The sequence below is a fragment of the Amycolatopsis sp. NPDC049252 genome (genome assembly GCF_043197175.1).
Taxonomy (GTDB): Bacteria; Actinomycetota; Actinomycetes; order Mycobacteriales; family Pseudonocardiaceae; genus Amycolatopsis.
Window position 1 is genome coordinate 38,425 of the sequence record NZ_JBICSQ010000005.1, and the last position, 25,035, is coordinate 63,459.

Here is a 25,035-nt window from a genome sequence, read left to right on the forward strand (position 1 = left end):
GCTAGCGCTTCGGTGGCGGCTGGGGCGGCCGGAAGGCACGCTGCTGCCAGGGTTGCGGCCGCGGCGGTGTCGCGAGTGGACGGACCGGCGCGAACGCGGGCACGGTCAGGTTCGGGTCGGTGGTGCCGAGCGGAACGTGGTGCAGCCCGAACGCGACGGCCGTCTCGGGCTGGTTCTGCGTGGTCGGGACGATGCCGAGCTGGCGGCTGAGAAGCGCGGCCAGCAACGGCATCCGGCTGGGCCCGCCGACGAGGTGGACCCCGGCGAGCTGGGCGGGGTTCAGCCCGGCGCGGTGGATGGTCGCGGCGAGGAGTTCGGCGCTGCGCAGCAGGCTCGGCCGCACCAGCGCCTCGAGTTCGTCGCGGCTGACGAGGACGTCCCCGAACGGCTCGGGCATCGGCACGTCGGTCTGGGGGTGCCGGGAGAGACTTTCCTTGGCGTCACGGACATCCTGGAGCAGCGCCCGGCGCAGGCGGCGGTCGGCGGTCGTCTGCGGGCGCAGGAGGCGTTGCCACTGCGCGGGATCGGCGTGCGACACCGAACGGCCGATGTGCACGAGCAGCGCCTGGTCGATGTCGAGGCTGCCGAGGTCGGGCAGGCCGTCCTCGGCGAGCACCGCGAACCCCTGCGCGTTCATGCCGACGACGGCGCAGTCGAAGGTGCCGGCCCCGAGGTCGTACACCCCGATCGGCCCGGCGTTGCGGTTGCCGAGGCTCCCGTAGTGCGCGGCGGCGGCCACCGGTTCGGGAATCAGCCGGACGTCGGCGAGCCGCGCGGCCGCGGCGGCGGCCCGCAGGGTTTCCTGCCGCGTCGCGCCCCAGCCGGCGGGGTGCGAGATCCGCGTCTGCCCGGGCGGCCGTCCGAGCAGCCGCTCGGCTTCTTCGCCCAGGCGCCGCAGGACAGTGGCGAAGGCGTCGGTGACCGGCACGGTCGTGTCGCCGAGCTGCAGGACGCCCTCGTCGATCCGCCGCTTGGGATTCGCCTCGAACCGGCTGGGATCAAGCCGCGCACCACGCTCGGCGTCCCGCCCGACGATCAGCAGGCCGTCACCGTTGAGGTAGACGGCGGAGGACATGGTGACGGACCCGTCGACCTCGACGGCCCGCGGGCCCCGCCCGGACGCCGAGAGCACCCCGACCGTGCTGGAAGTCCCGAAGTCGATCGACAGCACGTCCACGCGGATCCCCTCCCAAGGCCCCGGGCATCGTCTCACGGGCCCAGGCGGTGCCTTGATCAGGCGCAGGCGTCGGTCTGGTCCCGTTGGCTCGCGGAACGGTGCCGTCGTGATCGTCGAAGTCGGCCCCACCACGCGCATCCGGCCACCCCAAGCGGCGATGTACCGCCGAAGCGTGTCGAGCGCCATCTGGCCGTATCGCTCAGCCTTCCTGGCGCCCGCCGATGCCGGCCTCAGCTCTTTCGAGTGGTGCAGATCCGAGCCTTGATCCGGTCGACCTCGTCGATTCGGGGACCACCGGTACCGGACACGCGAGAAGGGCGGCTCCCCGCTCGGGGAACCGCCCTTCCGACGTACTACCGGACCATCAGGTCCAGGTCACTCGCCTTCGGCTTCGCCGCCGGTCTCTTCGTGACCGGCGCCGATGCTGACCGGCGGGGCGTCCGGGATCGAGGACGGACGGCGCTCACCGCGGAAGGTGAAGCGCGCCTGGTCGTCCTTGTCCTCCGGGTTGCCGCTCCAGCCTTCGACGTCGACCAGGATGATCTGGCCGGCCTCGACCTCGCCGAAGAGGATCTTCTCCGACAGCTGGTCCTCGATCTCGCGCTGGATGGTGCGGCGCAGCGGCCGCGCACCGAGCACGGGGTCGAAGCCACGCTTCGCGAGGAGGGACTTCGCCTTCTCGGTCAGCTCCAGCTCCATGTCCTTGGCCTTGAGCTGCTTCTCCACGCGGCCGATCATCAGATCGACCATCATGATGATCTGTTCCTTGGTCAGCTGGTGGAACACGATGATGTCATCGATCCGGTTCAGGAACTCCGGGCGGAAATGCTTCTTCATTTCCTCGTTGACCTTCTGCTTCATCTTCTCGTACTTCGTGCCGGAGTCGTTGCCACCGGAGAAGCCGAGCGAGACGGACTTCGAGATGTCCGACGTGCCCAGGTTGGACGTGAAGATGAGCACCGTGTTCTTGAAGTCGACCGTGCGACCCTGACCGTCGGTCAGGCGGCCGTCCTCCAGCACCTGCAGGAGCGTGTTGTAGATCTCCTGGTGCGCCTTCTCGATCTCGTCGAAGAGGACCACCGAGAACGGCTTGCGCCGCACCTTCTCGGTCAGCTGGCCACCCTCTTCGTAGCCGACGTAGCCCGGAGGGGCACCGAAGAGCCGCGAAGCGGTGTAGCGGTCGTGGAACTCACCCATGTCGATCTGGATGAGCGCGTCGTCCTCGCCGAACAGGAAGGACGCCAGCGCCTTGGACAGCTCGGTCTTACCGACACCGGACGGGCCGGCGAAGATGAACGAGCCCGACGGGCGCTTCGGGTCCTTCAGACCCGCACGCGTACGGCGGATCGCCTGGGAGACGGCCTTGACCGCGTCCTCCTGGCCGATGATGCGCTTGTGGAGTTCTTCCTCCATGCGCAGCAGCCGGGTGGTCTCCTCCTCGGTCAGCTTGAACACCGGGATGCCGGTCCAGTTGGCCAGCACCTCCGCGATCTGCTCGTCGTCGACCTCGGCGACGACGTCGAGGTCGCCGTCCTTCCACTGCTTCTCCCGCTCGCCCTTCTGGCCGAGGAGGGTCTTCTCCTCGTCACGCAGGCGGGCGGCCCGCTCGAAGTCCTGCGCGTCGATCGCGGACTCCTTGTCGCGACGGACGTTCGCGATCTTCTCGTCGAACTCGCGCAGGTCCGGCGGCGCGGTCATCCGGCGGATGCGCATCCGGGCGCCGGCCTCGTCGATCAGGTCGATCGCCTTGTCCGGGAGGAACCGGTCGTTGATGTACCGGTCCGCCAGGGTCGCGGCGGCGACCAGCGCCGAGTCGGTGATCGAGACGCGGTGGTGCGCCTCGTACCGGTCACGCAGGCCCTTGAGGATCTCGATCGTGTGCTCCAGCGACGGCTCGCCGACCTGGATCGGCTGGAACCGGCGCTCGAGGGCGGCGTCCTTCTCGATGTACTTGCGGTACTCCTCGAGGGTGGTCGCGCCGATCGTCTGCAGCTCACCGCGGGCGAGCATCGGCTTCAGGATCGAAGCCGCGTCGATCGCGCCCTCGGCGGCACCCGCCCCGACCAGCGTGTGCAGCTCGTCGATGAACAGGATGATGTCGCCGCGGGTCTTGATCTCCTTGAGCACCTTCTTCAGGCGCTCTTCGAAGTCACCGCGGTAGCGGGAGCCGGCGACCAGGGAGCCCAGGTCCAGCGTGTAGAGCTGCTTGTCCTTGAGCGTCTCGGGCACCTCGCCCTTGACGATGCTCTGGGCCAGGCCCTCGACGACGGCGGTCTTGCCGACGCCGGGCTCGCCGATGAGCACCGGGTTGTTCTTGGTCCGGCGGGACAGGACCTGCATGACCCGCTCGATCTCCTTGCCGCGCCCGATGACCGGGTCGAGCTTGCCCTCGCGGGCGAGCACGGTCATGTTGCGGCCGAACTGGTCCAGCACCAGCGACGACGACGGGGTGCCTTCACCACGGCCGCCGGAACCGGTTTCGGTGGACTCCTTGCCCTGGTAGCCCGAGAGCAGCTGCAGCACCTGCTGGCGGACCCGGTTGAGGTCCGCTCCCAGCTTGACCAGGACCTGCGCGGCGACGCCTTCGCCCTCGCGGATCAGGCCGAGCAGGATGTGCTCGGTGCCGATGTAGTTGTGGCCGAGCTGCAGCGCTTCGCGCAGTGACAGCTCCAGCACCTTCTTCGCCCGCGGCGTGAACGGGATGTGCCCGCTCGGCGCCTGCTGGCCCTGGCCGATGATCTCTTCGACCTGCTGGCGCACGCCCTCCAGGGCGATGCCCAGCGACTCCAGCGCCTTGGCGGCGACACCCTCACCCTCGTGGATCAGACCCAGGAGGATGTGCTCGGTGCCGATGTAGTTGTGGTTGAGCATCCTGGCTTCTTCTTGAGCCAGAACGACCACCCGCCTCGCGCGGTCGGTGAACCTCTCAAACATGTGCACTCCCTCGACTGCTGCGCCGGCGGCCCGTTATCCATCGTGCTTTCACCGCGATGGATTCAGCACCGTGAGACCACTCTAGTAGCCAACTGGTCGCGCTGGCGTACCACTACGGCTGTTCGCGGTCTTTTTCGCACCCGGACGTGGCGTCCTCCGGGCGCTTCCCATCATCAGGTTGCCCTGCACCTTTACGTCAAGCAGAACGTGCGGGCGGCCACCCGGATTCCGCCATCCGCGCCATGTCCGCTCAACGCGAACAGGTCCGCAACGTGGGAGACCCGCGGGAGCACCACCCGATCGGCGCAGCGCCCGGCAGCATGTAAGGTTAGGCACGCCTAATATCCACACCGTCGGGAGGGTCCCGGTTGAACCAGCAGCGGTCCTTCCGTGCCGCGCAAGAGGTCGGCGACGGCCTCGCCGCGTCCCTCCTGCGGGTCTCCGGCCTGCAGGAACTGCGCCGCGACGTCCCCGACGGCTGGATCCGCTGCGCCGACCTGCTGGCGACGCCCTCGCGGTTCGACGAGTGGCGCGGCCGGCTAGGCACCTGGCTGCGGCGCGAGCACGACGCGGCCCCGGACCGGACCACCGCGAGCTACGTCCTGACGTGGTACCTGCACGTCCCGGCGTACGTCGGCGCGCTGCTGCTGCACCACGAGCGCCGCGTGCCGTCCCTGAAGCCCGAGGAGCTGGCGTTCCGGTTGGCCGACGACCAGCCGCACCCCGAGGGCATGGCCGTGCTCGGCGACGACTTCCACTGCCTCCCGACGGACCCGGGCTCGGCCCGCCCGGAGGCGACGGTGGTGCGCGACGAGCGGGCCCTCGCCGCGGTGCTGCGGGCCCGCTACCTGGCCCACGCCGCCCGGTTCGTCCAGGCGTACGCGCCGGCCGGCAGGCTCGGCCGCCGCACACTCTGGGCCGCGGCTACCGACGCGCTGGAGAACTCACTCTGGTGGGCGGGCCGGCAGGGCGGCACCCCGGAGGCCGAAGGCGCGGGCGTCGCCGACGCGGCCCTGGTCCTCGACGCCGTCTACCCGCCGTTGACGTCGGCGTCGACCCTGCGCCTGGTGGACGGGGCCGACGGAACCCGCGAGTGGACCCGGCGCCGCGAGAGCTGCTGCTTCTCGTACCTGCTCCCGGCCGAGCCGGAGTGCGACGGCTGCCCGCGCACGTGCGCCCGGCGGCCCGGCAGCTGACGGCGGTCGCACCCGTCGCGGGAGGGTCTCCGGCCTGGCTGTCCCGGCGCCGGTCGTCGGAGTGGTGCCCCAGCCGGACGTCTTGAATCGGCCATTCAGGACCTTCCACGCGGATCGACCGATCGGCGTGAGTTGAGCCCAGCGGCCAACCCCGCGTGGATACTCCGGGCCGCCGACCTGCGCCGCTGGGCCAGAGCGCCCGACGGCGGCCCCCACCCGTCCCGTGGGCGTCCCCGAAGCCAGTCTGTCGGCGAGGTGGGACAAAACCCCCGAATCACCGCCCGAAGGCCCAACCTGTCCACAACCGGGCGAGGCTGTGGACAACCCTCAGCGCCTCCAGGACGGATCGCGGCCCGCCGCGCCCAACGCACGGTCCAGGAGTGCCGCGTCGGCCGGAACCGGCACCTCAGGGCCGTAGACGCCCATCGAGCGTGCCTGGTCACCCATCGCCACCGCCGACTCCAGGACCGCCGTGGCGGCGGCAGGCGCGCAGCGAAGCGACCCGCCGCTCGCCCGGGCCAGGTCCCAGCCGTGCAGGACGAACTCGCCCAGGACCATTCCGCCCACCACGGCGGACGGCAGCTCGGTCGTGCCCAGCTTCGTCAGGCCCGTCCAGGCCGACGGTGTCCCGAACACCTCCACCAGCGTCTCCGTCTGCTTCTCCAGCGCCGCCGCCCAGTCGGCCGTCACGAGCGCCGCGTCCGCCTCGACGGCGCCCGGTGACGGCGCCTCCTCGCGCCGCCCCGCGGCGATCAGCCACGGGCCCCAGTAGAGAAGGTGGTTCAGCAGCCCGCGGACGTCGTAACCGTCACACGGCGTCGGGGCGCTCAGGTCGTCCACGGCGAGCCCGACGCGCAGGAACTCGGCCGCGGCGGGGCGCATCAACTCGGCAGTCATGTCCGAGATCAAAACGACCCGGCCACGACGCCGTCTTGAAAGAACGCGACAGTTACCGTTGCCCGGTGGCGGAACACCGGATCCCGCAGGGCATCGTGGCCGAGGCGGCGGCCCGCGCGATGTTCACCCTCACGCGCTACCCGCCGGCACCCGAACTCGCCCAATTCGTCGACTACCACTGGGTGCTGCACTGGGACCGGCGCGGCAAACCACCGTACGAGCAGCGCGTACTGCCGAACCTCGCGGTGCACGCAACGTTCTTCCCGACCGCTTCCGGCGTCTACGGACCGGCACGTGAAGTGTTTTCACATGTCTTGGAGGGACGGGTGCAGGGCCTCGGCGTGCGATTCCGGCCCGGGGCCTTCCGCGCGTTCCTCGACGGCCCGGTGAGTGACATCGCCGACCGCGCTGTCCCGCTCGTCGATGTTTTCGGCGCAAGGGCCCGCGAAGCTGCGGAATCGGTGCGGACCGCGGCCGGCGACGCGCAAATGGTCGGTGCGATCGACAACTTGCTGATGGCAAATGCGGTGGTACTCCGATCGGCCGCACGAGAGGCCGTGGCGGCGGTCGAATCAATCGCGCGTGATCCGGGAATTACCCGGGTGGCGCAGCTGTGCGCGGATACTGGACTAACCGCGCGTTCGGTGCAGCGGCTGTTCGCCGAACACGTCGGCTGTCCGCCCAAGTGGGCGATCCGGATATACCGCCTCAACGACGCGGCGCACCGGATCGCCACCGAAGGACCGGTGGATTACGCCGGACTGGCGGTTCGGCTGGGCTATAGCGACCAGTCGCACTTCATCCGCGATTTCCGGACCGTGACCGGCCAGTCGCCCGGCGAGTACGCCCGAACGGCCCGCACCGACCCCGGCGCATAACCCTCAGTCACCGGACATGAAGAAAGCCGCCGGGCGAATTCGCCCGGCGGCTTCAGTCCGCAAACCCCGCGTCAGTTCTTCTTGTGGTAGGCCTCGACGACCTCGGACGGGATCCGGCCCCGGTCCGAAACGGCGTACCCGTTCTTGCGCGCCCAGGAGCGAATGGCCTGGTTCTGCTCACGGTCGACGGCGGCCGGGCGAGCGGAGCCCTTGCCGCCCGCGACCGGGCGCACGGAAGCGCGCTTGCGACCACCGGCACGGCGGGCGTGCTCGACATACTGGGCGAGCGCGTCCCGGAGCTCTTCGGCGTTATCCGAGGAGAGGTCGATCTGGTAGCTGATGCCGTCCAAACCGAACTCGACGGTCTCTTCCGCCTCACTGCCGTCGAGGTCGTCGACCAGCGAGACGAGCACCTTCTGTGCCATCTGTTTCCTCCTGCGGGGGCTTACTCAATGATCTGGTTACGGGGCGGGCCCCGCACAGAAGACTTTGTCTGTACATTAGTACCCGCTTCCGGGTGACAGCGCAAATCTCATTGAGATAACCGTAGACAACTCACACGGCCGGGTTATTCGGGTCGCGTGAGCGGGAAGAGGATCGTCTCCCGGATACCGAGACCGGTCAAGGCCATCAGCAGCCGGTCGATCCCCATTCCGACCCCGCCGCTCGGCGGCATTCCGTACTCAAGTGCCCGCAGGAAATCCTCATCCAGCCGCATGGCTTCGCTATCACCCTGCGCGGCCAGCCTGGACTGTTCGGTGAGCCGTTCCCGTTCGACGACCGGATCGACCAGCTCGGAGTATCCGGTGGCGAGTTCGAAACCGCGCACGTAGAGGTCCCACTTCTCGGCCACGCCGGGCCGTGAGCGGTGCTGCCTCGTCAATGGCGACGTCTCCAGCGGAAAATCACGCACAAACGTCGGGGCGTGCAGCTGATCTCCGACGAGATGCTCCCACAGTTCCTCGACGAGCTTGCCGTGCCCGAGCTTCGGATCCACTTCCAGGCCCCTGGCCTGCGCGAATCCGTGCAGTTTGGCGGCCGGTGTCTCCGGCGTCACCTCTTCGCCGAGGGAATCGGACAACGACTCGTACATTCCGAGTGTGGTCCATTCGCCGGAGAGGTCGTACTCCGAACCGTCGGCCAGCGTGACGACTTCGGTGTCCAGGACGTCGCGCGCGGCCGCCTGGATCAGCTCCCGGGTCATCACCGCATTGGTGTCGTACGTGGCGTACGCCTCGTAGTACTCGAGCATCGCGAACTCCGGCGAGTGCGACGAGTCGCTGCCCTCGTTCCGGAAGTTGCGGTTGATCTCGAAAACCTTCTCGATCCCGCCGACGACGCAGCGCTTGAGGTAGAGCTCCGGCGCGATGCGCAGGAAGAGGTCCAGGTCGAACGCGTTCGAATGCGTCACGAACGGGCGCGCCGCGGCGCCGCCGTGCAGCGTCTGCAGCATCGGCGTCTCGACCTCGGTGAACCCGCGCCGGTGGAACGACTCCCGCAGCGACCGGACCACGCCGGCCCGCGTGCGCACGACATCCCGCGCGCGCGGGCGCAGGATGAGGTCGACGTACCGCTGCCGGATCCGCGTCTCCTCGGCGAGCTCCTTGTGCGCCACCGGGAGCGGGCGCAGCGACTTCGACGTGATGCGCCAGCTGTCGGCCATCACGGACAGCTCGCCGCGCTTGGAGGTGATGACCTCACCGTGCACGAAGACGTGGTCGCCCAGGTCGACGTCGGACTTCCACGCCGCCAGCGCGTCTTCGCCGACCTTCGCCAGGCTGATCATCGCCTGCAGTTCCGTGCCGTCACCCTCGCGCAGGCTGGCAAAGCACAGTTTGCCCGTATTGCGCAGGAACATCACCCGGCCGGTGACGCCGACCAGATCGCCGGTCGCGGTGTCGGCGGGCAGCCCGGAATGCGCCGCGCGGACTTCGGCGAGCGAGTGCGTCCGCGGGACCTCGACCGGATAGGGATCGATGCCTTCGGCGATGATCCGGTCGCGCTTCTCCCGGCGCACCCGCATCTGCTCGGGCAGTTCGTCTTCGGCGGGGTCGCTGGTGGAAGCGGGGTTTTCGGTCATGGCCCATAGGGTACGAACCTCGCGCGACGCTACGCCAACCGGATTACCTTTCTTTTCCGTCCATTAGCCTCGGTCTCGTGAGTGATCCCACACCAGACCGCCACGCCCAGCGGGCTTCGTCGTTCGGCAGCCAGGCCGCCGCATACGCCGAGCACCGGCCCGGCTACCCGCGGGAAGCACTCGAGTGGGGTCTTTCCGGAGCGACCGGAACCCCGCGGCGGGTCCTCGATCTCGCGGCCGGAACCGGCAAACTGACCGTCGGCCTCGCCGAACTCGGACTGGACGTCACCGCGGTCGAACCCGACCCCGGAATGCGCGCCGAACTCGCCCGGGCCGTGCCGTCGGCCACCTCCCTCGACGGGCAGGCGGAGCGGATCCCGATGCCGGACGGGGGTGTCGACGCGGTGTTCGTCGGCCAGGCGTTCCACTGGTTCGACGTCGGGCCCGCGCTGACCGAAATCGCCCGCGTGCTGCGGCCGGGCGGTGTCCTGGTGCCGATGTGGAACTACGAAGACGATTCCGTGCCGTGGGTGGCCGAGTTCGCCCGGCTCAGCCGGACCGGGGTGAGCAGTACGTCACCCGGCGGCTCGAGGAACCCCGGCGAGCACCCCGCATTCGTACCGTACGAAAGCCGGACGTTTCAGCATGCGCAACGGCGCACCGCGAAAAGCCTCGCCGAAACGATCGCGACGCATTCACACATGATCGTGGCGGATCCGGCGGACCGGGCCGCGGGACTGGCGGAGATCCGCCGGTTCCTCGCGGCGAATCCGCACACGGCGTCCGGCGAGTTCGACCTGCCGCTGCTGACGTGGACGTTCCGCACCCGCCGGCGCTGAAGCAGACGTTTCCGGTCATGGCCGCGTGCTAACGTCGGAATCGGCGAGCACGCCCCGGACGAACGCGTCGTACCCGGTCAGGACAAGACGGCGCAGTGATGAGTACCTCAACACTGCGAAAGGTCCGACCATGTCCTGGCTCGTCCTGATCCTGTCCGGAGTCCTCGAAACCGTCTGGGCCGCCGCGCTCGGCGCGTCCAAGGGGTTCTCCCGCGCCGTTCCCGCGGCGGTGTTCCTGATCGCCCTCCTGCTGAGCATGAGCGGGCTGGCCTACGCACTGCGGCAAATCCCGCTCGGCACCGGTTACGCGATCTGGGTCGGCATCGGCACCATCGGCACGGCCGTCTACGGCGTCGTCGTGCTCGGTGATCCGGCGTCGGCCACCCGGATCGCCTGCCTCGGGCTGATCGTCGCGGGGGTCGTCGGCCTGAAGCTGCTTGCTTGACCTCCAGCAAACTGGAGGTTCGAGACTGTGACCATGGCTACCAAGTCCTGGGGACGAGCACTGATCTCGCTGACGTCGCTGCTGACCGCGGCCGGCCCCTACCAGGCCGACTGGAACGAGACCCACGTCAAGAACCCCGCCTGGCCACCGCACGCGAAGTTCCACAACGGCCAGACGATGAGCCTGGGGCTCGCGCTCGGCGTCACGAGCCTGTGGCAGCTCTGGCGGGCTCCCTCGTCGCGAGAGGGGCTCGACGCGGGCGCGACGCTGGCCTCGCTCTACTGGCTGACACAGATCTCGGCGCTCGCCTACCCCGGCTCGAAGGCCGTCGACCCGCCGGGGACGGCGAAGTTCCCGCAGGCCGTGGTGGCGTTCCCGGCGCTGGCCGTGACGGCGATCGGGTACGTCCTGGAACGCCGGCGGCTGGCCCGCGGCTAAGGCCGGATGTTGCGCTCGTAGACCAAGCGCAGGCCGAGCAGGGTCAGGTCCGGGACGTGTTCGGTGATCGTCTCCGACTCGCTGATCACCAGCGGCGCCAGGCCGCCGGTGGCGAGCACCGCCACCGGGTCCCGGCCGCCGGGGGACAGCTCGCGGGCGATGCGGCGGACGAGCCCGTCGACCTGGCCCGCGAAGCCGTAGAGAATGCCCGACTGCAGGCACTCCACCGTGTTCTTGCCGATCACCGAGCGCGGCGGCACCAGCTCGACCTTGCGCAACGCCGCCGCGCGGGCGGCCAGCGCGTCCACCGAGATCTCGATGCCCGGGGCGAACGCGCCGCCCAGGAACTCGCCGCGGGCCGAGATCGCGTCGACGTTCGTCGACGTGCCGAAGTCGACCACGACGCAGGCCGTGCCACTGTGCAGGTGGTGCGCGGCCAGCGTGTTTGCCAGCCGGTCCGCGCCCACCTCCTTCGGGTTGTCGACGAGCAGGGGCACACCCGTGCGCACCCCCGGCTCGACGACGATCTTCGGCACTTTCGCGTAGTAGCGCGAAAGCATCACCCGCAGCTCGCGCAGCACCGCCGGCACCGTCGACAACGCGCTGATCCCCGTGACGTCGTCCGCGTGCGGGCCGAGGAGCCCGCGGACGGTCAGCGCGAGCTCGTCGGCGGTGATCCGCGCGTCCGTGCGCATGCGCCAGTCGCCTGCGAGCTCGGTGCCGGAATACAGGCCCAGCACGATGTTCGTGTTGCCGACGTCGACGGTGAGCAGCAAGCGGGTCAGCTTTCCGCGTGCAGCAGCGCGTCGAGCCGGCGCGCGTCGGCCGTCTCGGCCACCGGGAAGATCGCCGTCTCCTCCTCCGGCAGGGGCACCGTGCCGCTGAGCAGCCCGGAACCCTCCGGCGCGTGGCCGGGATCGGTGTGCCGGTGGACGATCCGGTTGTCCGCGTCGACGAACACCACGCGCGGTTCGTACGTCGCGGCTTCGGCGGTTTCCATCTGACCGTAGGAGATCAGGATGACCAGGTCACCCGGGTGCACCAGGTGGGCCGCGGCGCCGTTGATGCCGAGCACGCCACTGCCGCGTTCCCCCTTGATGACGTAGGTCTCCAGCCGCGCCCCGTTGGTGACGTCCACAATGGACACCTGTTCCCCCGGCAGCAGGTCCGCGGCCTCCATCAGGTCCTCGTCGACGGTGACCGAGCCGACGTAGTGCAGGTCGGCCTGGGTGACGGTGACCCGGTGGATCTTCGACTTGAGCATGGTGCGGTACATCGTGGACTCCTATTCCCCTGCGTCCCGCTCCGGGCGCGCCGGGTGATCTACCGAAGCACCGAGCAACACCGGAACGTTGTCGATCAGCCGGGTACTCCCCACCCGGGCCGCGATCAACAGTCGTGCTTCACCATCGACGGGCGCGGGCCCGAGGTCGGTTCCCCTCAACTCCAGGTAATCCACCTCGACCGCGGGCCGCGCGGCGAGGGTCTTCCACGCGGTCTCGAGGACCGCGTCCGCCCCGTCCCGGCCGACGAACGCCCCCGCGGTGAGGGCGGCCGACAGGACGATGGCGTCTTCACGCTGCTCAGGCGTGAGGTAGACGTTGCGCGAGGACAGGGCCAGCCCGTCACGCTCGCGCACGGTCGGCACGCCGATCACGTGCGTGTCGATGTTCAGGTCGCGCACCATCCGCTTGATCAGGACCAGTTGCTGGTAGTCCTTTTCGCCGAAGAGCGCGTAGTCCGGACGGAGCAGGTTGAACAGCTTCGCCACCACGGTCAGCACCCCGGCGAAGTGGCCGGGGCGGACGGCGCCCTCGAGCTCGTCGCCGAGCGGGCCGGGGTGCACGGTGACGACGGCGCCCTCGGCGTAGAGGGCGTCGGCAGCCGGGGTGAAGGCGATTTCGACGCCGTCCTCACCCAGCACGGCGAGGTCGGCCTCCAGCGGACGCGGGTAGGCCTCGAAGTCCTCGCCCTCGCCGAACTGCAGCGGGTTGACGAAGATCGAGGTGGCCACGACGTTGTTCGGCAGCCGCTTGGCGCGGCGGATCAGCTCGCGGTGCCCGGCGTGCAGCGCGCCCATGGTCGGCACGAGCGCCAGCTTGCGGCCGACGCCGTGCAGGGCCCGGCTGACCTGGCTCATCTGCTCGGGCGAGGCGAACTGGTTCAGGGTGCCGCGACTGAATTTCGGTGTGGTCACTGGTCTGGGTGCCCTTCGGCGGGATCGTCGAGGAGGTCGGTGAGTTCTTTGGCGGCCGCGGTGTCCAGCAGCCCGGCGGCCCTGGAACGCTCCGCCGTGCGCTTGGCCAGCGCCCGGTAGGCCGGCGCGACGTCCGGCGCGCGGTCCGCCAGCACCTCCAGGTGCTTGCGGACGGTGCCGACGTCGCCACGCGCGACCGGGCCCGTGAGCGCGCGGTCGCCGTGTCGGAGCACATTATCCAACGCGGCCGAAAGCAGTGGCGCGACCAGCCGTTCGGATTGCCCGATTCCGGCTTCACGCAAGACTTCCGCGCAGTCGGCGACCAGCGTCATCAGGTGGTTCGCGCCGTGGGTCAACGCAGCGTGGTAGAGCGCTCGCGCGGAGTCGGGGATGCGCACCGGCTCGGCGCCCATCTCGACGGCCAGCGCTTCGCCGACGTTCCAGGCCGCTTCGTCGTCCTCCATCGCGGTGACGCCGATGCTGCACGCCGCCAGCCGCTCGAGGTCCTCCTCGCGGCCGGTGAACGTCATCACCGGGTGCAGCGCCAGCGGGAGCGCCCCGGCCGCGGCCGCGGGCGCCAGGACGTCGATGCCCTGCGCGCCGGACGTGTGCACGACGATCTGGCCCGGCCGCAGCGACTCCGTGGCGACGAGCCCGCGGACCATGCCGGCCAGCGCGTCGTCGGGGATGGCGAGCAGCACCAGGTCCGCCCGGCGCACGGTTTCGTCGGGCGGCAGGAGGGGCACGTCGGGGAGGAGGCGTTCGGCACGGGCCAGCGACGAGGCGGACAGCCCGGACGCGGCGACCACGGTGTGTCCCGCCCGGGCCAGGGCGGCCCCGAGCACGCTGCCCACCCGGCCGGCGGAAACGACACCGACCGCGAGGCGGGCGGGCCTCATCATGGCGTGCGCCTGTGGACGCTCATGGTTCGCAGACTCCCTCTGCTCTCGTTCCAGTCCCGCTCCGGGTACCGGACGACGGCGCGAGACTAACTCGATTAAGCGCGCGCCGTTGAACCCGGGTGACCAGCTTCACCCGGACCGGGTCACCCGCGAGTGGCCTCCTGGGCCAGGCGCGTGGCTTCCGCCCTGGCGGACTTGAGTGTGCGCAGCAGCTCCTGCTGGCGCCGCTCGTCGGCGTCGGTGCGGATCTCCTGCCGGTCCAGGAACGCGAGTTCCGTGACGCTCGCCTGGTACACGGCGACGGCCTTCGCGGCCTGCTTGCCGGACTGCCGTTTCGCCTGGCGGCGCCACGCGCGGCGGCCGGGCAGGCTCGCCAGCAGCTCGACCTCCGACGGCGCGATCCAGCGCGCCGCGGCCATGTGCGGCAGGGCGGCTTCGATGATCCGCTGCTCCCGCCGTCGCTGCAGGATCACCAGGTAGACCACGCCGAGGAACAGCGGCAGCATGATCAGGAAGTACACGGTCAGGAACTTCGACCCGCCGAGCAGCGCGGCGCTGTTCCACAGCGCGTGCAGGCAGACCGCGGCCAGGTAGCCGGCGATCGGCGCGATGATCTTCAACGCCTTGGTGGTCGTCCGGGCGGCGATGCCGATCCCGATGCCGGTGAGCACCGCGAACAGCGGGTGCGTGAACGGCGCGAGCACCCCACGCAGGAAGAACGCCGTGATGACACCCTGGCTGTGGCCGTCACCGAAGCCGTAGTCGTAAAAAGCACGACCGAAGTAGTAGATGTTCTCGGTGAACGCGAACCCGGCCGCGCTGAACCCGGCGTAGACGACGCCGTCCACGACGCCGTCGAACTCGCTGCGGCGGCGCCACAGGATCAGGACGACGAAGAGCGCCTTCGCGGCTTCCTCGACCACCGGTGCGGACACCAGCGCCGCGACGGTGTTGCCGCTGCCCTTGCCGAGCAGCTCGTCACCGACCGCCTCGGCCGTGGTGTTGATGAGCAGCGCGGTGATCGTCGCGATGCAGGCACCCCAGGCGAAGGCGAGCAGCAGGAACTTCGCCGGCTCGGGCTCCCAGCGGTCGACCCACAGGAAGCCGGCCACGACCCCGGCCACCGGCACCAGGGCGGCCAGCACGCCGATGGTGACGGCGAGCGGGCCGACCCGCGCCGTCGCCAGGCCGAACAGGAACAGGCCGCACAGGGCGACCACGATCAGCCCGAGCACCGGCAGCAGCACGGTGATCCGTCGAGGCCGCCGTCCGCGATCGAGTCCCGTCGCGGGCGAGAGGGTTCCGCTCACAGCGGGTCACCCTACGCAGACCGGACACGGACCGGAATGCGAACCCCGGGTGAGCGCCGCGGCCAAGCCTCAGTCCTCGGCGCGCCGCCTGCGGCGCGGGGTCGAACCGGTTCCCCCGTTCGCCGCCAGCAGTTCGCTGACCGAGCGGCCGGTGTTGTGGGACCCGCTGCCCGGCGTTTCGCCACGACGGCCGTTGCGCGGGGCCGGGCCGTTCCCGTTGCCGTTCTGACCGTTCGCACCGTGCCCGTTGTGGCCGTTGCCGTTGAGCTCGACGTCGGCCGGGTCCACCGGCGTCATGTTGCGCCGTGACATGGACGCCCGCTCGGCGACCATGCCTTCCCAGGCCGGCGGCTCGCCGTCGGGACGACGACGGCGGCCACCCGAGGGCTCGGGCGGCGGCGGGGGCACGGCGGGCATGACCTGCGAGTCGTCCGGCTTCCGGCGACGACCGCCGGCGGGGCGGCCCTGGAAGTTGCGCACCGACTCCGGCAGCGTCGGGTTCACCGGCTGCGCCTCGGCCTGGGCCGCCTCCGCGGGAGCGCGGTGTGAGCCGTGCCGGGACGCCGGCTCGTCGAGGATCGGCGACATGTCGGCCCGCGAGAACTGCTCCAGCCGCGACGGACGGCGGCCGTCGGCGGCCGGGACCGGCGTGGTCGGCGGGACGACGGGCGGCAGGTTGGTCCGCGAGGGCGGACCGGCGTTCGGCACCGGCGCCGTCGCCGGGACGACCGGGAGGTTGGTGCGCGATGCCGTGGCGTCCCGCGGCATCGGCGGCTTCCGGTCGGCGGGCTTCGGCTCCGGCGGCTTCGGCCGGTTGGGCCGCTGCCGCTCGGCGAAGTCGTCACGGTTCTGGAACGCCGCGCTCAGGTCGGCCACCGGGCGCTCGACCGGCCGGATGTCCGACCGCGACATCTCGGACGGCTTCGGCGGCGGCACGCTGGCCGCCGGACGGCCCTGGGGTGGGCGTGCGGGCGGCTCGGGGGCCTTCCGCGCGCCGTTCGGGCCGGGGACGCGCGGCAGGTCCGGCCGGGACATCTCGACGCGCGGGATGTCCGAACGGGACACCTCCCCGGGCCTCGGCCGCTCGACGCGGGGCAGGTCGGAGCGCGACATCTCGGCGGGCCGCTGACGTTCGACCCGCGGCAGGTCCGAACGCGACATCTCCGCCGGCCGCTGACGCTCAACGCGCGGCAGGTCCGAACGCGACATCTCCGCCGGACGCTGACGCTCAACGCGCGGCAAGTCGGGACGCGACATCTCCGCCGGACGCTGACGCTCGACCCGCGGCAGGTCCGAACGCGACATCTCCACGCGGGGAATGTCCGGACGCGACATCTCCACCCGCGGGATGTCGGGACGCGACATCTCGGCGGGACGCATCTCCCCGCGCGACATCTCCGCGCGGCGCGCGGGCGGCGGCTCGGGACGGCGGATCTCCGTCTTCGGCTCCGGACGGCGGATCTCGGTCTTGGGGTCGGCGGCCCGCGGCACGTCGCGGCGCGTCGGCTCGGCGGGCGTTTCGGGACGGCGCTCGGGCTGCTTCGCGACCTCGGCCGGGTTGGGCAGCCGCATCGGCTGCGACTCGGCCTGGCGGCGGGCCGCCTCGGCGCGCAGCTCGGCGGCCTTCAACTCACGCTGCGCGGCGTTCAGCGCCGGGTCGACCTCGGGCACGGGCGGACGGCGTTCGCTCAGCGGCTTCGGCCGGGCGATCTGCTGGGTGCTCTGCGCGTTGACGTTGGCGGGCGCCTTCGGGCCGTTGGCGCCGTTGGCCGGCTTGCCGCCGAACCCCTTGCCCTTGCCGCCGAAGCCCTTGCCGTTCGCGGGCTTGCCGTTCGACGCCTTGCGGCGGCGCTCGTCGAGCACCCGGTCGATCAGTTCGGTCGGCCGTTCGCCGCCCTCGCTCGCGGGCTTCTTCGCGGCCATCAGCTGAGCCGGCTTCTTCTTCGGCGCGCCGTCGGGGATCATCCGGTTGTCGTCGGAGAGCTTGCGCATCCGGGTCGCCTGCGCGGTCAGCGCGACGCGTTCGAGCAGCACCTCACCGCCGAACAGCGACTGGAGGCTGTCGCGCAGCGCGGAGACTTCGGCGCGCAGCGCCTCCAGCTCCTCGCGGCCACGGGAGTCGGCCGCACTGCGGTTTTCCGCCTCCATCTCCAGTTCGTACTCGCGCCGGGCCGCGATCTCGCGTTCCAGCTCCAACTCGTACACAGCCTGCGCCTCGGAGACCGCGTCCTCGCTCTGTGCCGCGTGCTTGCGGTACTTCACGGCGAGGAACGCGCCGATCAGGGCAGCCCAGAGGGCCGCAACGATCCCGAGCCTGAGGTACTTGAGATCGTTGCTGAGCACCAGTGCGAGGGTGGCTCCGATGGCGAGGACGAATCCGACAACAAGCCACGGCCTACCCAGAAGGCGGCCGCGCGAGTCGTCACCCACGCCGGTCATGACTGACACCGTACCTGCTCGTAATCCGAACGAGACCTACTCGGTCCAGCGAGCGGTGGGATTCCAGCGCTAACCGGTCAGCCGCGGGTGGGTTCCCGATCTTGGCCGCGCGGGGTCCGGCAGCAGTGTTCGAGCCACAAACCCCCTGCTACCAGCAGTGCCGCGGAAACCACGCCGACCACCGCGGCCCGGGTGTCGAGCACCGCGGCGACGAGTTCGTCACGTCGGGGAAAAAGGTAGCTGAGCGCCGCCAGCCAGGCGCCGGTCATGAATGCGCCGGCGAGTGACGAAGCCTTCGCCAAGGCCACCGATCGGGCGATCCCGATAGCGGCAACGACCCGGCCGCCCTTGATCCGGGAGCGGATGACGAACGCGAGCACGACCTCGATCACGGCGAGCACCGCGAACGTGACGCCGGCGAGCAGCGGCAGCTGGGGCAGCGAGCCGTAGGCCACCTGGAAGAGGAGGTAGCCGAGGACCAGGCCGAGGACCCCGGCCACCACCAGGTCGCGAGGCCGGGTGAAGTGCATGACCCAACCGTACCGTGGAATCCTTGACTCTCCCCCAACTGGAGAGTTCAAGATGCGTCTTGTGGGCACCACCGCGACCTTCACCATCGGCGAGCTGGCCCGGCGCACGGGCCTGCCGGTCAAGACCATCCGGTTCTACTCGGACGAGGGCCTGCTGCCCCCGACCGACCGGACGGACGCCGGCTACCGGCTCTACGACGCCACGGCCATGGCCCGGCTCGAGCTGGTCCGCACCCTGCGCGAGCTCGGCCTCGGCCTCGCCGACGTCTCCGCCGCCCTGACCCGGTCCTCGACCGTGGGCGAGCTGGCGAACCGGCACGTCGAGGCGCTCGACGAGCAGATCCGGCGGCTCCGGCTGCGCCGGGCGGTGCTGCGCGCGGTGGCCAAACGTGATTCCGAGCTGGAGGAAGTGAAACTGATGAACCGTCTCGCGTCGATGTCCGACGAGGAGCGCAAGCGGCTGGTCGACGAGTTCTGGGACGAGATGGTCGCCGGGCTCGAGATCGATCCGCAGTTCTACGAGCGGATGCGCGCCGGCAAGCCCGAGCTGCCGGACGACCCGTCGCCGGAGCAGCTGGAAGCGTGGATCGAGTTCGCCGAGCTCGTCCAGGACCCGTCGTTCCGGACCCTGATCCGCACGATGAGCGAAACCCAGGCCCAGCAGATCCGCGAAGGCGACTTCGAGCAGCCGTCTTCGGCCTGGCGGGAGAACTGGAACGCGTGGGTTGCCCGCGCCCAGGAGGCCGTCGACGCGAAGGAAAGCCCCACGTCGACGGCGGGGCAAACGCTTGCGGCGGAGATCGCGGCAGCCTCGGCCCGGCCGGACCAGGATCCGGCGTCGGCGGAGTTCCGCCACGAGCTGGCCGAACGCTTCGCCGCGGGTGGCGACCCCCGCGCCGAGCACTACTGGAAGCTGCTGGGGATCATCAACGGCTGGCCCCCGTTCCCGACAACCCGGCCGGCAGTCGGCTTCATGATCGCGGCACTGCGCGGCTGACCGCCCCTGGGCGGCAACTCGGCGACGAGCTGCCGCCCAGGGCTTGACTTTGGTCAGCTCAGCGTGAGGTCGGTACGCCGGACGGTGTCGACGTCGGACGCCGGACGCGCGGCCAGCAGCGCGGTGACCGGGCCGTGACCGGGCAGGACCGCGCGGGGCTCGATCTCCAGCCACGGGATCAGCACGCTCGCCCGGTCCGGCGTGCCCGGGTGCGGCAGCAGCAGCTCCGGGTCGGTGGATGTGACACCGTCGACCGTGACGACGTCGACGTCCAGCGTCCGCGGCCCCCAGCGCAGCTCCCGCACCCGCCCGGCCGCCTGTTCGGCGGCCTGGCCCGTGCGCAGCCACGCCCAGTGGTCGCGGTCCGGGTCGTCGACGACGCAGACGGCGTTGAGGAAGTCGGGCTGGTCCTCGACACCCCACGCCTGGGTTTCGTACACGCTCGACACCGCGACCAGCGCGGGCCGGACGGCGTCCAGCGCGAGCTTCAGGAAGCCGAGCCGGTCGCCGAGGTTGGACCCGAGGGAAAGGACGGCGCGGCTCATCGCTCGCGCCGGACCGTGACGGCCACGTCGTCGAAGGTCAGCGGGATCGGCGCCGACGGCTTGTGCACGGTCACCTCGACCGCGCTCAGGCGTTCGTCCCGGATGACCGCGTCGGCGATCGTGCCGGCGACCTTCTCGATCAGGTCGTACGGCTCACCCGCGACGATCCCGGCGGCCAGCTCGGCCAGCTCGCCGTAGTGCAGCGTCTTGGTCAGGTCGTCCGACGCCGCGGCCGGCCCGAGATCGAGCCACACCGTGATGTCGACGACGAACTCCTGGCCGTCCCGCTTCTCGTGCTCGAACACGCCGTGGTGCCCGAACACCCGCAGGCCGGTCAACGTGATCCGGTCAGACATCCGGCGAACCCTTCCACCACGCCGCGGCCACGGTGACCGCGTCCAGCGACGCCCCGACCTCGTGCACCCGCACGCCCCAGGCCCCGGCGGCCGCGGCGAGCGCCGAGATGGCCGCCGTCGCGTCCTCCCGGCCGTCCGGCGGCCGCGGCGTACCGCCCTTTTCGGACAGCAGCCGGCCGAGGAACCGCTTGCGGGACGCACCGACGAGCACCGGGAAACCCAGGGAGAGCAACGAGTCCAGCCCGCGCAGCAACGCCCAGTCGTGCTCGGCGTTCTTCGCGAACCCGAGCCCGGGATCCAGCACGATCGCGCTCTCGGCCACGCCGGCCGCGAGGGCGTCGTCCACCCGGGCCAGCAGCTCCGACCGGACGTCGGCGACGACGTCTTCGTACTTCGCGAGGGCCTGCATGTCCTCGCTGTGCCCGCGCCAGTGCATCAGCACCCACGGCGCCCCGGACTCGGCCGCGACCCGCGCCATGTCGGGATCGGCCAGCCCACCCGAAACGTCGTTGACCACGTGCGCCCCGGCCTCGAGCGCCGCGGCGGCCACGGCCGCGCGCGTGGTGTCGACCGACAACGCCACACCCTCACCGGCAAGCGTCCGGATCACCGGGAGCACCCGCGCCAGCTCGGTCTCGGCGTCCACCCGCAGCGCACCGGGCCGCGTCGACTCCCCGCCGACGTCGATCAGGTCGGCCCCCCGCGCCCACATCGCCCGCGCGTGCTCCAGCGCCTGGTCGACGTCGAGGTAACGGCCACCGTCCGAAAAGGAATCCGGCGTCACGTTCAGCACGCCCATCACGACGCACCGCCCGGGCGCGGGCAGGTTCGTGCTCACCGACGCGCCTTGATGAGGTCGAGCGCCTCCGCCCGTGACGAAGCGGAGGTCTTGAGCTGCCCCCGCACGGCCGAGGTGGTCGTGCGAGCACCGGGCTTACGGATCCCGCGCATGGCCATGCAGAGATGCTCAGCCTCGATGACGACGATGACGCCACGCGGCTCGAGCTTGCGGACGAGAGCGTCGGCGACCTGCGAGGTGAGGCGTTCCTGGACCTGCGGGCGCTTGGCGTAGAGGTCGACGAGGCGGGCGAGTTTCGAGAGCCCGGTGACCTTGCCGCCCGCGTTCGGGATGTACCCGACGTGCGCAACCCCGTGGAAGGGCACCAAATGGTGTTCACATTGGCTGTACATCGGGATGTCCGTGACCAGGACCAGCTCTTCGTGGGATTCGTCGAAGGTCTTGTCCAGTACCGAGTCCGGCTCGATGTAGAGGCCGGCGAACATCTCCTTGTACGCGCGGGCGACCCGGGCCGGGGTGTCCTTCAGGCCGTCCCGGTCCGGGTTTTCGCCGCAGGCCAGCAAAAGCTCGTGGATCGCCTTCTCCGCCCGGTCTTGGTCGAAGACCGGGCGGCCGGCGTCACTGGGGCTTTTCTGGTCCATCCACGTCACGACGCTCCCCCTCGCTCTGCTGGTTGCCCGCTTGATCGGCGAACCAGCCGTGCTCGCGAGTGCGTTCTTCGCCACCGGGACGCCACGACTGACCCGGCTGGCCGCCGGGAGAGGTCGCGGGGGTCCAGCCCGGAGGGGCACCGTAGTTCGGCGGGCCGCTCTGGCCTGCCGGGCCGCCCTGGTAACCACCGCCGGGCTGGGCGCCGTAGTTCTGCGGCCAGTGCGACGTGCCGTTCGGGCCACCGTTCGACCCGCCGTAGGGGCGGCCGCCGTTCGGGTAGGAGCCTGGGGGCGGCGGGGCGTACGGGTTGGCGTTCGGGTCCGGCGCCGAGGTCGGGTACGGCGGTCCGCCGGGCAGGTCGCCGCCGCCCTGTGCGGTGCCGACCGGGGTCGGCTCCGGCTTGAGGACCGGCTTCTCCTTCTCCGGCGGGGGCCACGGCTCGCCGCGCTCGATCGCCAGCTCGCCCGGGGTCTTGATGGGCGGCTTGTCGGAGGGCGTCCGCTCACCGAACTCGTTGAACACCGTGATGTGCGGGCGCTTCTCGACCGTCGCGAAGATCCGCTCGAGGTCCTTGCGGGTCAGCGTCTCCTTCTCGAGGAGTTCGATGACCAGCTCGTCGAGCACGTCACGGTAGGTGTTGAGCACGTGCCACGCCTCGGTGTGCGCGGTCTCGATGAGCTTGCGCACCTCCTCGTCGATCTCGTGCGCCACCTCGAGCGAGTAGTCCGCCTGACGGCCGGCCGAGCGGCCCAGGAACGGGTCGCCCTGCTCCTGGCCGTACTTGACCGCGCCCAGGCGGGCGCTCATGCCGTACTCGGTGACCATCGCGCGGGCGATCTTCGTCGCCTGCTCGATGTCCGAGGACGCGCCGGTGGTGGGCTCGTGGAAGACGAGCTCCTCCGCCGTGCGACCTCCCATCGCGAAGACCAGCCGCCCGATCATCTCGGAGCGGGTCATCAGGTCCTTGTCGTCCTCCGGGACGAGCAGCGCGTGCCCGCCCGTGCGGCCGCGCGGCAGGATGGTCAGCTTGTAGACCGGTTCGATGTCCGGCATCGCCCACGCGGCGAGCGCGTGGCCGCCCTCGTGGTAGGCCGTGATCTTCTTCTCCTTCTCGGAGATGATCCGGCTCTTGCGGGCGGGGCCGCCGACGACGCGGTCGACGGACTCCTCCAGCTCGACCTCGCTGATCACGTGCCCGTTCTTGCGGGCGGTGAGCAGCGCGGCCTCGTTCAGCACGTTCGCCAGGTCGGCGCCGGACATGCCGACGGTCCGCTTGGCCAGGCTGGTGAGGTCGGTGCCCTGGGCGATCGGCTTGCCCTTGGAGTGCACCTCGAGGATCGCCTTGCGGCCGCGCAGGTCGGGCGCCGAGACCGGGATCTGCCGGTCGAAGCGGCCCGGGCGCAGCAGCGCGGGGTCGAGGATGTCGGGCCGGTTGGTCGCCGCGATCAGGATGATGCCGCCGCGGGCGTCGAAGCCGTCCATCTCGACGAGCAGCTGGTTCAGGGTCTGCTCGCGCTCGTCGTGGCCGCCGCCGAGGCCGGCGCCGCGCTGGCGGCCGACCGCGTCGATCTCGTCGACGAAGATGATGCACGGCGCGTTCTGCTTGGCCTGTTCGAACAGGTCACGGACACGCGACGCACCGACACCGACGAACATCTCGACGAAGTCCGAGCCGGAGATCGTGTAGAACGGCACGCCCGCTTCACCCGCGACAGCTCGCGCGAGCAGCGTCTTGCCGGTACCGGGCGGCCCGTAGAGCAGGACGCCCTTCGGGATCTTCGCGCCGAGTGCCTGATATCGCGCCGGGTTCTGCAGGAAGTCCTTGATCTCGTAGAGCTCTTCGACGGCCTCGTCGGCCCCCGCGACATCCCCGAAGGTCGTCTTGGGCATGTCCTTGTTCAGCTGCTTGGCCTTGGACTTGCCGAAGTTGAGGACGCGGTTGCCGCCGCCCTGCGCGTTGTTCATCATCCACATCAGCAGGCCCAGCACGAGGGCCAGCGGGATGGCGAAGATGAGGATCTGGGTCAGCACGCCCTGCTGCGTGACCTTGGTGGTGAACTTGATCGGCTGGCCGCCGGTCTTCGCCGCGATCAACGAGTCGTAGATCGGGCGAGTGGCGTCCGCCGGGTACTGCGAAATGATCTGAGTGACCTGCTGGCCGTCGACGTCGATGGACTTGTTCAGCAGCAGCTTGAGCTGCTGCTCCTTGTCCTCGAGGCTGGCTTCCTTGACGTTGTTCGTGGTGATCTGGGAGTTCGCCACCGAGATGGGTGCCTGGGTGTACCCACGATCACTGTCGAAGATCGTGTTGTACGCGAACAACGCCAGCAACCCCGCGACGATCCACAGCAGTGGGTTCCTGAGCACGCTCTTCCGGTTCATACGACTCGGCCCTGGTGGCCTCGACCCTCCCTGGTTGGGCGGCTCCTGTGATACCCGCCATCACGATCTTGACAACCCGTGGTGCCTGGACACCCGTCCCAACAGGGTACCGTCCGCTGCCGCGTTCATCCCCTGTGAGCCTCTCGCAGGTCAACGGGCGATACCGCGTCCTGGTTCCCGTTCGGCCCGCACCCTTGTCACGCTATCGCGTGCCGTCCGACACACTGCTCACCATCTCGCCCAGCCGCGTCCGCAAGGTCGCCGGGTCCGCGGGGGCCACGGTGACCCACTCCCGACCGTCCGTACCTGCACGGGAGAGGCTGAGGTACCGCCCGGTGGCGGTGTCGAACCAGGCCAGCACCCGGGACCGCTGCTTGGCCCCGACGTGGGACCGGCTGTTCGCTGCCAGCTGACCGCCGCGCAGCCGGGGCTGCCCCGCGAGCCGCCCGTAGGCCTCCCGGGGGTCGGCGACGACCCGCTCGCTCAGCGGTGTGCGGCGCTTGCCCTTGGTCTCTTCCGCGCCGGTCGACGGCAGCGACACCGGCACCCGGATCGGGGCGGTGTGCAGGGCTTCGTCCAGCGGGAGCGTGACCGAGGCCTCGGTGCCGCGTGGCCCGCCGGGCAGCACGCCGACGACGGCCGAGACCAGCCCGTCCTTCGGGATGTCACGCAGCCAGATGCCGTCGGCGTCCTGGACCGCGAGCACGCCCTTGGTGTCGTCGGCCGCGGCCAGCACTCCGACGGTCGGCGTCTCGAACTGCGGGATGTGCAGCGCGTCGATGGTCAGGGGCGCGAAGGCCAGCAGCTCCAGCGCGTCCTCGATCGGCGGCGCCAGCCTGCCCCGCGGCTCGCGGATGCCGCGCGCCTTCAGCTCGACGTCGGTGCGGTGGCGCAGCGAGACCCGCTCGTCTTCGGTCGCGCCGTGCGAGCGGATCTGCAGCGGGTACGGCAGCTCGCCCACGCCGGCCGACTCCCACAGGAAGTCGAACGTCAGCGGCGAGAAGAACTCTTGCATCACTACTCTCCCGGATCGGACTCTTGCT

23 protein-coding genes, 1 pseudogene and 1 riboswitch are annotated in these 25,035 nt (G+C 70.5%); of the genes and pseudogenes, 6 read left to right on the forward strand and 18 right to left on the reverse strand.

The genetic code is table 11. From position 1 onward, the window contains the following. Positions 1–7 precede the first annotated feature (7 nt). Together ACGFMK_RS10040 and ACGFMK_RS10045 are read right to left on the reverse strand one after the other, a co-directional pair. Positions 8–1,177, reverse strand: a pseudogene (locus ACGFMK_RS10040) (Hsp70 family protein); the annotation flags it as partial. A gap of 375 nt (positions 1,178–1,552) precedes the next feature. Continuing rightward, on the reverse strand, positions 1,553–4,111 hold the full coding sequence (locus ACGFMK_RS10045; protein ID WP_392760193.1) for an ATP-dependent Clp protease ATP-binding subunit: 2,559 nt from the start codon (positions 4,109–4,111) through the stop codon (positions 1,553–1,555). Between the two features lie 368 nt (positions 4,112–4,479). On the opposite strand from ACGFMK_RS10045, the gene ACGFMK_RS10050 reads away from it, so the two are divergent. Continuing rightward, on the forward strand, positions 4,480–5,307 hold the full coding sequence (locus ACGFMK_RS10050) for a (2Fe-2S)-binding protein (protein WP_392760194.1): 828 nt from the start codon (positions 4,480–4,482) through the stop codon (positions 5,305–5,307). Between the two features lie 327 nt (positions 5,308–5,634). Here the strand turns inward: ACGFMK_RS10050 and ACGFMK_RS10055 are convergent, their stop codons facing one another. Continuing rightward, a complete protein-coding gene (locus ACGFMK_RS10055) occupies positions 5,635–6,204 on the reverse strand; it encodes a TIGR03086 family metal-binding protein (RefSeq protein WP_392760196.1) in 570 nt (189 codons plus the stop codon). Between the two features lie 65 nt (positions 6,205–6,269). Here ACGFMK_RS10055 and ACGFMK_RS10060 point away from each other — a divergent pair, with 65 nt between their 5' ends. Continuing rightward, positions 6,270–7,082: a DUF6597 domain-containing transcriptional factor gene (locus ACGFMK_RS10060; RefSeq protein ID WP_392760197.1), complete on the forward strand. Its 813-nt coding sequence runs from the start codon at positions 6,270–6,272 to the stop codon at positions 7,080–7,082. A 71-nt stretch (positions 7,083–7,153) separates the two neighbouring features. On the opposite strand, the gene ACGFMK_RS10065 is transcribed toward ACGFMK_RS10060, so the two are convergent. Both ACGFMK_RS10065 and lysS read right to left on the reverse strand, forming a co-directional pair. Further along, entirely contained in the window at positions 7,154–7,507 is a 354-nt protein-coding gene (locus tag ACGFMK_RS10065) for an Lsr2 family protein (RefSeq protein ID WP_323324438.1), read from the reverse strand. A gap of 143 nt (positions 7,508–7,650) precedes the next feature. Further along, positions 7,651–9,162 carry a lysine--tRNA ligase gene (gene lysS / locus ACGFMK_RS10070; RefSeq protein ID WP_392760199.1) on the reverse strand — a complete coding sequence of 504 codons (1,512 nt, stop codon included), beginning with the start codon at positions 9,160–9,162 and terminating at the stop codon, positions 7,651–7,653. A 77-nt stretch (positions 9,163–9,239) separates the two neighbouring features. Between lysS and ACGFMK_RS10075 the strand changes: the two genes are divergently transcribed. The 3 genes from ACGFMK_RS10075 to ACGFMK_RS10085 all read left to right on the forward strand — a co-directional run bounded on the left by ACGFMK_RS10075 (position 9,240) and on the right by ACGFMK_RS10085 (position 10,884). Then, entirely contained in the window at positions 9,240–10,001 is a 762-nt protein-coding gene (locus tag ACGFMK_RS10075) for a methyltransferase domain-containing protein (protein ID WP_392760201.1), read from the forward strand. A 37-nt stretch (positions 10,002–10,038) separates the two neighbouring features. After that, positions 10,039–10,098, forward strand: a riboswitch (guanidine-III (ykkC-III) riboswitch). 33 nt (positions 10,099–10,131) lie between these two features. Continuing rightward, entirely contained in the window at positions 10,132–10,446 is a 315-nt protein-coding gene (locus ACGFMK_RS10080; RefSeq protein WP_392760202.1) for a DMT family transporter, read from the forward strand. A gap of 33 nt (positions 10,447–10,479) precedes the next feature. Next, positions 10,480–10,884: a DUF6640 family protein gene (locus ACGFMK_RS10085; RefSeq protein ID WP_392760204.1), complete on the forward strand. Its 405-nt coding sequence runs from the start codon at positions 10,480–10,482 to the stop codon at positions 10,882–10,884. Here the strand turns inward: ACGFMK_RS10085 and ACGFMK_RS10090 are convergent. The 7 genes from ACGFMK_RS10090 to ACGFMK_RS10120 form a co-directional block, all read right to left on the reverse strand. Continuing rightward, a complete protein-coding gene (locus ACGFMK_RS10090; RefSeq protein ID WP_392760206.1) occupies positions 10,881–11,660 on the reverse strand; it encodes a type III pantothenate kinase in 780 nt (259 codons plus the stop codon). The genes ACGFMK_RS10085 and ACGFMK_RS10090 overlap by 4 nt on opposite strands. Positions 11,661–11,665: 5 nt before the next feature. After that, the gene (panD, locus tag ACGFMK_RS10095) at positions 11,666–12,160 is read right to left on the reverse strand and encodes an aspartate 1-decarboxylase (protein ID WP_392760208.1); all 495 of its coding nucleotides are present in this window, start codon (positions 12,158–12,160) and stop codon (positions 11,666–11,668) included. A gap of 9 nt (positions 12,161–12,169) precedes the next feature. Then, on the reverse strand, positions 12,170–13,081 hold the full coding sequence (gene panC / locus ACGFMK_RS10100) for a pantoate--beta-alanine ligase (RefSeq protein ID WP_392760210.1): 912 nt from the start codon (positions 13,079–13,081) through the stop codon (positions 12,170–12,172). Further along, complete coding sequence (locus ACGFMK_RS10105) at positions 13,078–14,037, reverse strand: Rossmann-like and DUF2520 domain-containing protein (protein WP_392760521.1); 960 nt, start codon at positions 14,035–14,037, stop codon at positions 13,078–13,080. Before ACGFMK_RS10105 ends, panC begins: the two co-directional genes overlap by 4 nt. 89 nt (positions 14,038–14,126) lie before the next feature. Further along, a complete protein-coding gene (locus tag ACGFMK_RS10110) occupies positions 14,127–15,230 on the reverse strand; it encodes a PrsW family intramembrane metalloprotease (RefSeq protein WP_392760522.1) in 1,104 nt (367 codons plus the stop codon). Between the two features lie 132 nt (positions 15,231–15,362). Continuing rightward, the gene (locus ACGFMK_RS10115; protein ID WP_392760212.1) at positions 15,363–17,732 is read right to left on the reverse strand and encodes a DUF6779 domain-containing protein; all 2,370 of its coding nucleotides are present in this window, start codon (positions 17,730–17,732) and stop codon (positions 15,363–15,365) included. Between the two features lie 77 nt (positions 17,733–17,809). After that, positions 17,810–18,262 carry a DUF3180 domain-containing protein gene (locus ACGFMK_RS10120; RefSeq protein WP_392760214.1) on the reverse strand — a complete coding sequence of 151 codons (453 nt, stop codon included), beginning with the start codon at positions 18,260–18,262 and terminating at the stop codon, positions 17,810–17,812. A 61-nt stretch (positions 18,263–18,323) separates the two neighbouring features. Between ACGFMK_RS10120 and ACGFMK_RS10125 the strand changes: the two genes are divergently transcribed. Next, positions 18,324–19,259 (forward strand): MerR family transcriptional regulator, encoded by a 936-nt coding sequence (locus tag ACGFMK_RS10125; RefSeq protein WP_392760525.1) that lies wholly within the window; start codon positions 18,324–18,326, stop codon positions 19,257–19,259. Positions 19,260–19,312: 53 nt separating this feature from the next. Here ACGFMK_RS10125 and folK read toward each other — a convergent pair whose 3' ends face one another. The 6 genes from folK to ACGFMK_RS10155 all read right to left on the reverse strand — a co-directional run bounded on the left by folK (position 19,313) and on the right by ACGFMK_RS10155 (position 25,010). Further along, complete coding sequence (gene folK, locus ACGFMK_RS10130; RefSeq protein ID WP_392760216.1) at positions 19,313–19,804, reverse strand: 2-amino-4-hydroxy-6-hydroxymethyldihydropteridine diphosphokinase; 492 nt, start codon at positions 19,802–19,804, stop codon at positions 19,313–19,315. Next, positions 19,801–20,160 carry a dihydroneopterin aldolase gene (gene folB, locus ACGFMK_RS10135; protein WP_392760218.1) on the reverse strand — a complete coding sequence of 120 codons (360 nt, stop codon included), beginning with the start codon at positions 20,158–20,160 and terminating at the stop codon, positions 19,801–19,803. Before folB ends, folK begins: the two co-directional genes overlap by 4 nt. Continuing rightward, complete coding sequence (gene folP / locus ACGFMK_RS10140) at positions 20,153–20,959, reverse strand: dihydropteroate synthase (RefSeq protein WP_392760528.1); 807 nt, start codon at positions 20,957–20,959, stop codon at positions 20,153–20,155. Before folP ends, folB begins: the two co-directional genes overlap by 8 nt. Before the next feature lie 35 nt (positions 20,960–20,994). Next, positions 20,995–21,600, reverse strand: coding sequence for a GTP cyclohydrolase I FolE (gene folE, locus ACGFMK_RS10145; RefSeq protein WP_392760220.1), 606 nt, complete (start codon positions 21,598–21,600; stop codon positions 20,995–20,997). Next, on the reverse strand, positions 21,578–23,992 hold the full coding sequence (gene ftsH / locus ACGFMK_RS10150) for an ATP-dependent zinc metalloprotease FtsH (RefSeq protein WP_392760222.1): 2,415 nt from the start codon (positions 23,990–23,992) through the stop codon (positions 21,578–21,580). The genes folE and ftsH overlap by 23 nt, the downstream gene beginning before the upstream one ends. Positions 23,993–24,194: 202 nt before the next feature. Then, positions 24,195–25,010, reverse strand: a complete 816-nt coding sequence (locus ACGFMK_RS10155; RefSeq protein WP_392760223.1) for an ESX secretion-associated protein EspG — start codon at positions 25,008–25,010, stop codon at positions 24,195–24,197. Positions 25,011–25,035 lie beyond the last annotated feature (25 nt).

Excerpts from the sequence above, each read along its gene's own strand:
- ACGFMK_RS10045 (WP_392760193.1), bottom strand. The coding sequence starts at position 4,111 with ATGTTTGAGAGGTTCACCGACCGCGCGAGGCGGGTGGTCGTTCTGGCT.
- ACGFMK_RS10055 (WP_392760196.1), bottom strand. The coding sequence starts at position 6,204 with ATGACTGCCGAGTTGATGCGCCCCGCCGCGGCCGAGTTCCTGCGCGTC.
- ACGFMK_RS10065 (WP_323324438.1), bottom strand. The coding sequence starts at position 7,507 with ATGGCACAGAAGGTGCTCGTCTCGCTGGTCGACGACCTCGACGGCAGT.
- lysS (WP_392760199.1), bottom strand. The coding sequence starts at position 9,162 with ATGACCGAAAACCCCGCTTCCACCAGCGACCCCGCCGAAGACGAACTG.
- ACGFMK_RS10080 (WP_392760202.1), top strand. The coding sequence starts at position 10,132 with ATGTCCTGGCTCGTCCTGATCCTGTCCGGAGTCCTCGAAACCGTCTGG.
- ACGFMK_RS10085 (WP_392760204.1), top strand. The coding sequence starts at position 10,480 with ATGGCTACCAAGTCCTGGGGACGAGCACTGATCTCGCTGACGTCGCTG.
- panD (WP_392760208.1), bottom strand. The coding sequence starts at position 12,160 with ATGTACCGCACCATGCTCAAGTCGAAGATCCACCGGGTCACCGTCACC.
- ACGFMK_RS10115 (WP_392760212.1), bottom strand. The coding sequence starts at position 17,732 with ATGACCGGCGTGGGTGACGACTCGCGCGGCCGCCTTCTGGGTAGGCCG.
- ACGFMK_RS10120 (WP_392760214.1), bottom strand. The coding sequence starts at position 18,262 with ATGCACTTCACCCGGCCTCGCGACCTGGTGGTGGCCGGGGTCCTCGGC.
- folK (WP_392760216.1), bottom strand. The coding sequence starts at position 19,804 with ATGAGCCGCGCCGTCCTTTCCCTCGGGTCCAACCTCGGCGACCGGCTC.
- folB (WP_392760218.1), bottom strand. The coding sequence starts at position 20,160 with ATGTCTGACCGGATCACGTTGACCGGCCTGCGGGTGTTCGGGCACCAC.
- folP (WP_392760528.1), bottom strand. The coding sequence starts at position 20,959 with ATGGGCGTGCTGAACGTGACGCCGGATTCCTTTTCGGACGGTGGCCGT.
- folE (WP_392760220.1), bottom strand. The coding sequence starts at position 21,600 with ATGGACCAGAAAAGCCCCAGTGACGCCGGCCGCCCGGTCTTCGACCAA.
- ftsH (WP_392760222.1), bottom strand. The coding sequence starts at position 23,992 with ATGAACCGGAAGAGCGTGCTCAGGAACCCACTGCTGTGGATCGTCGCG.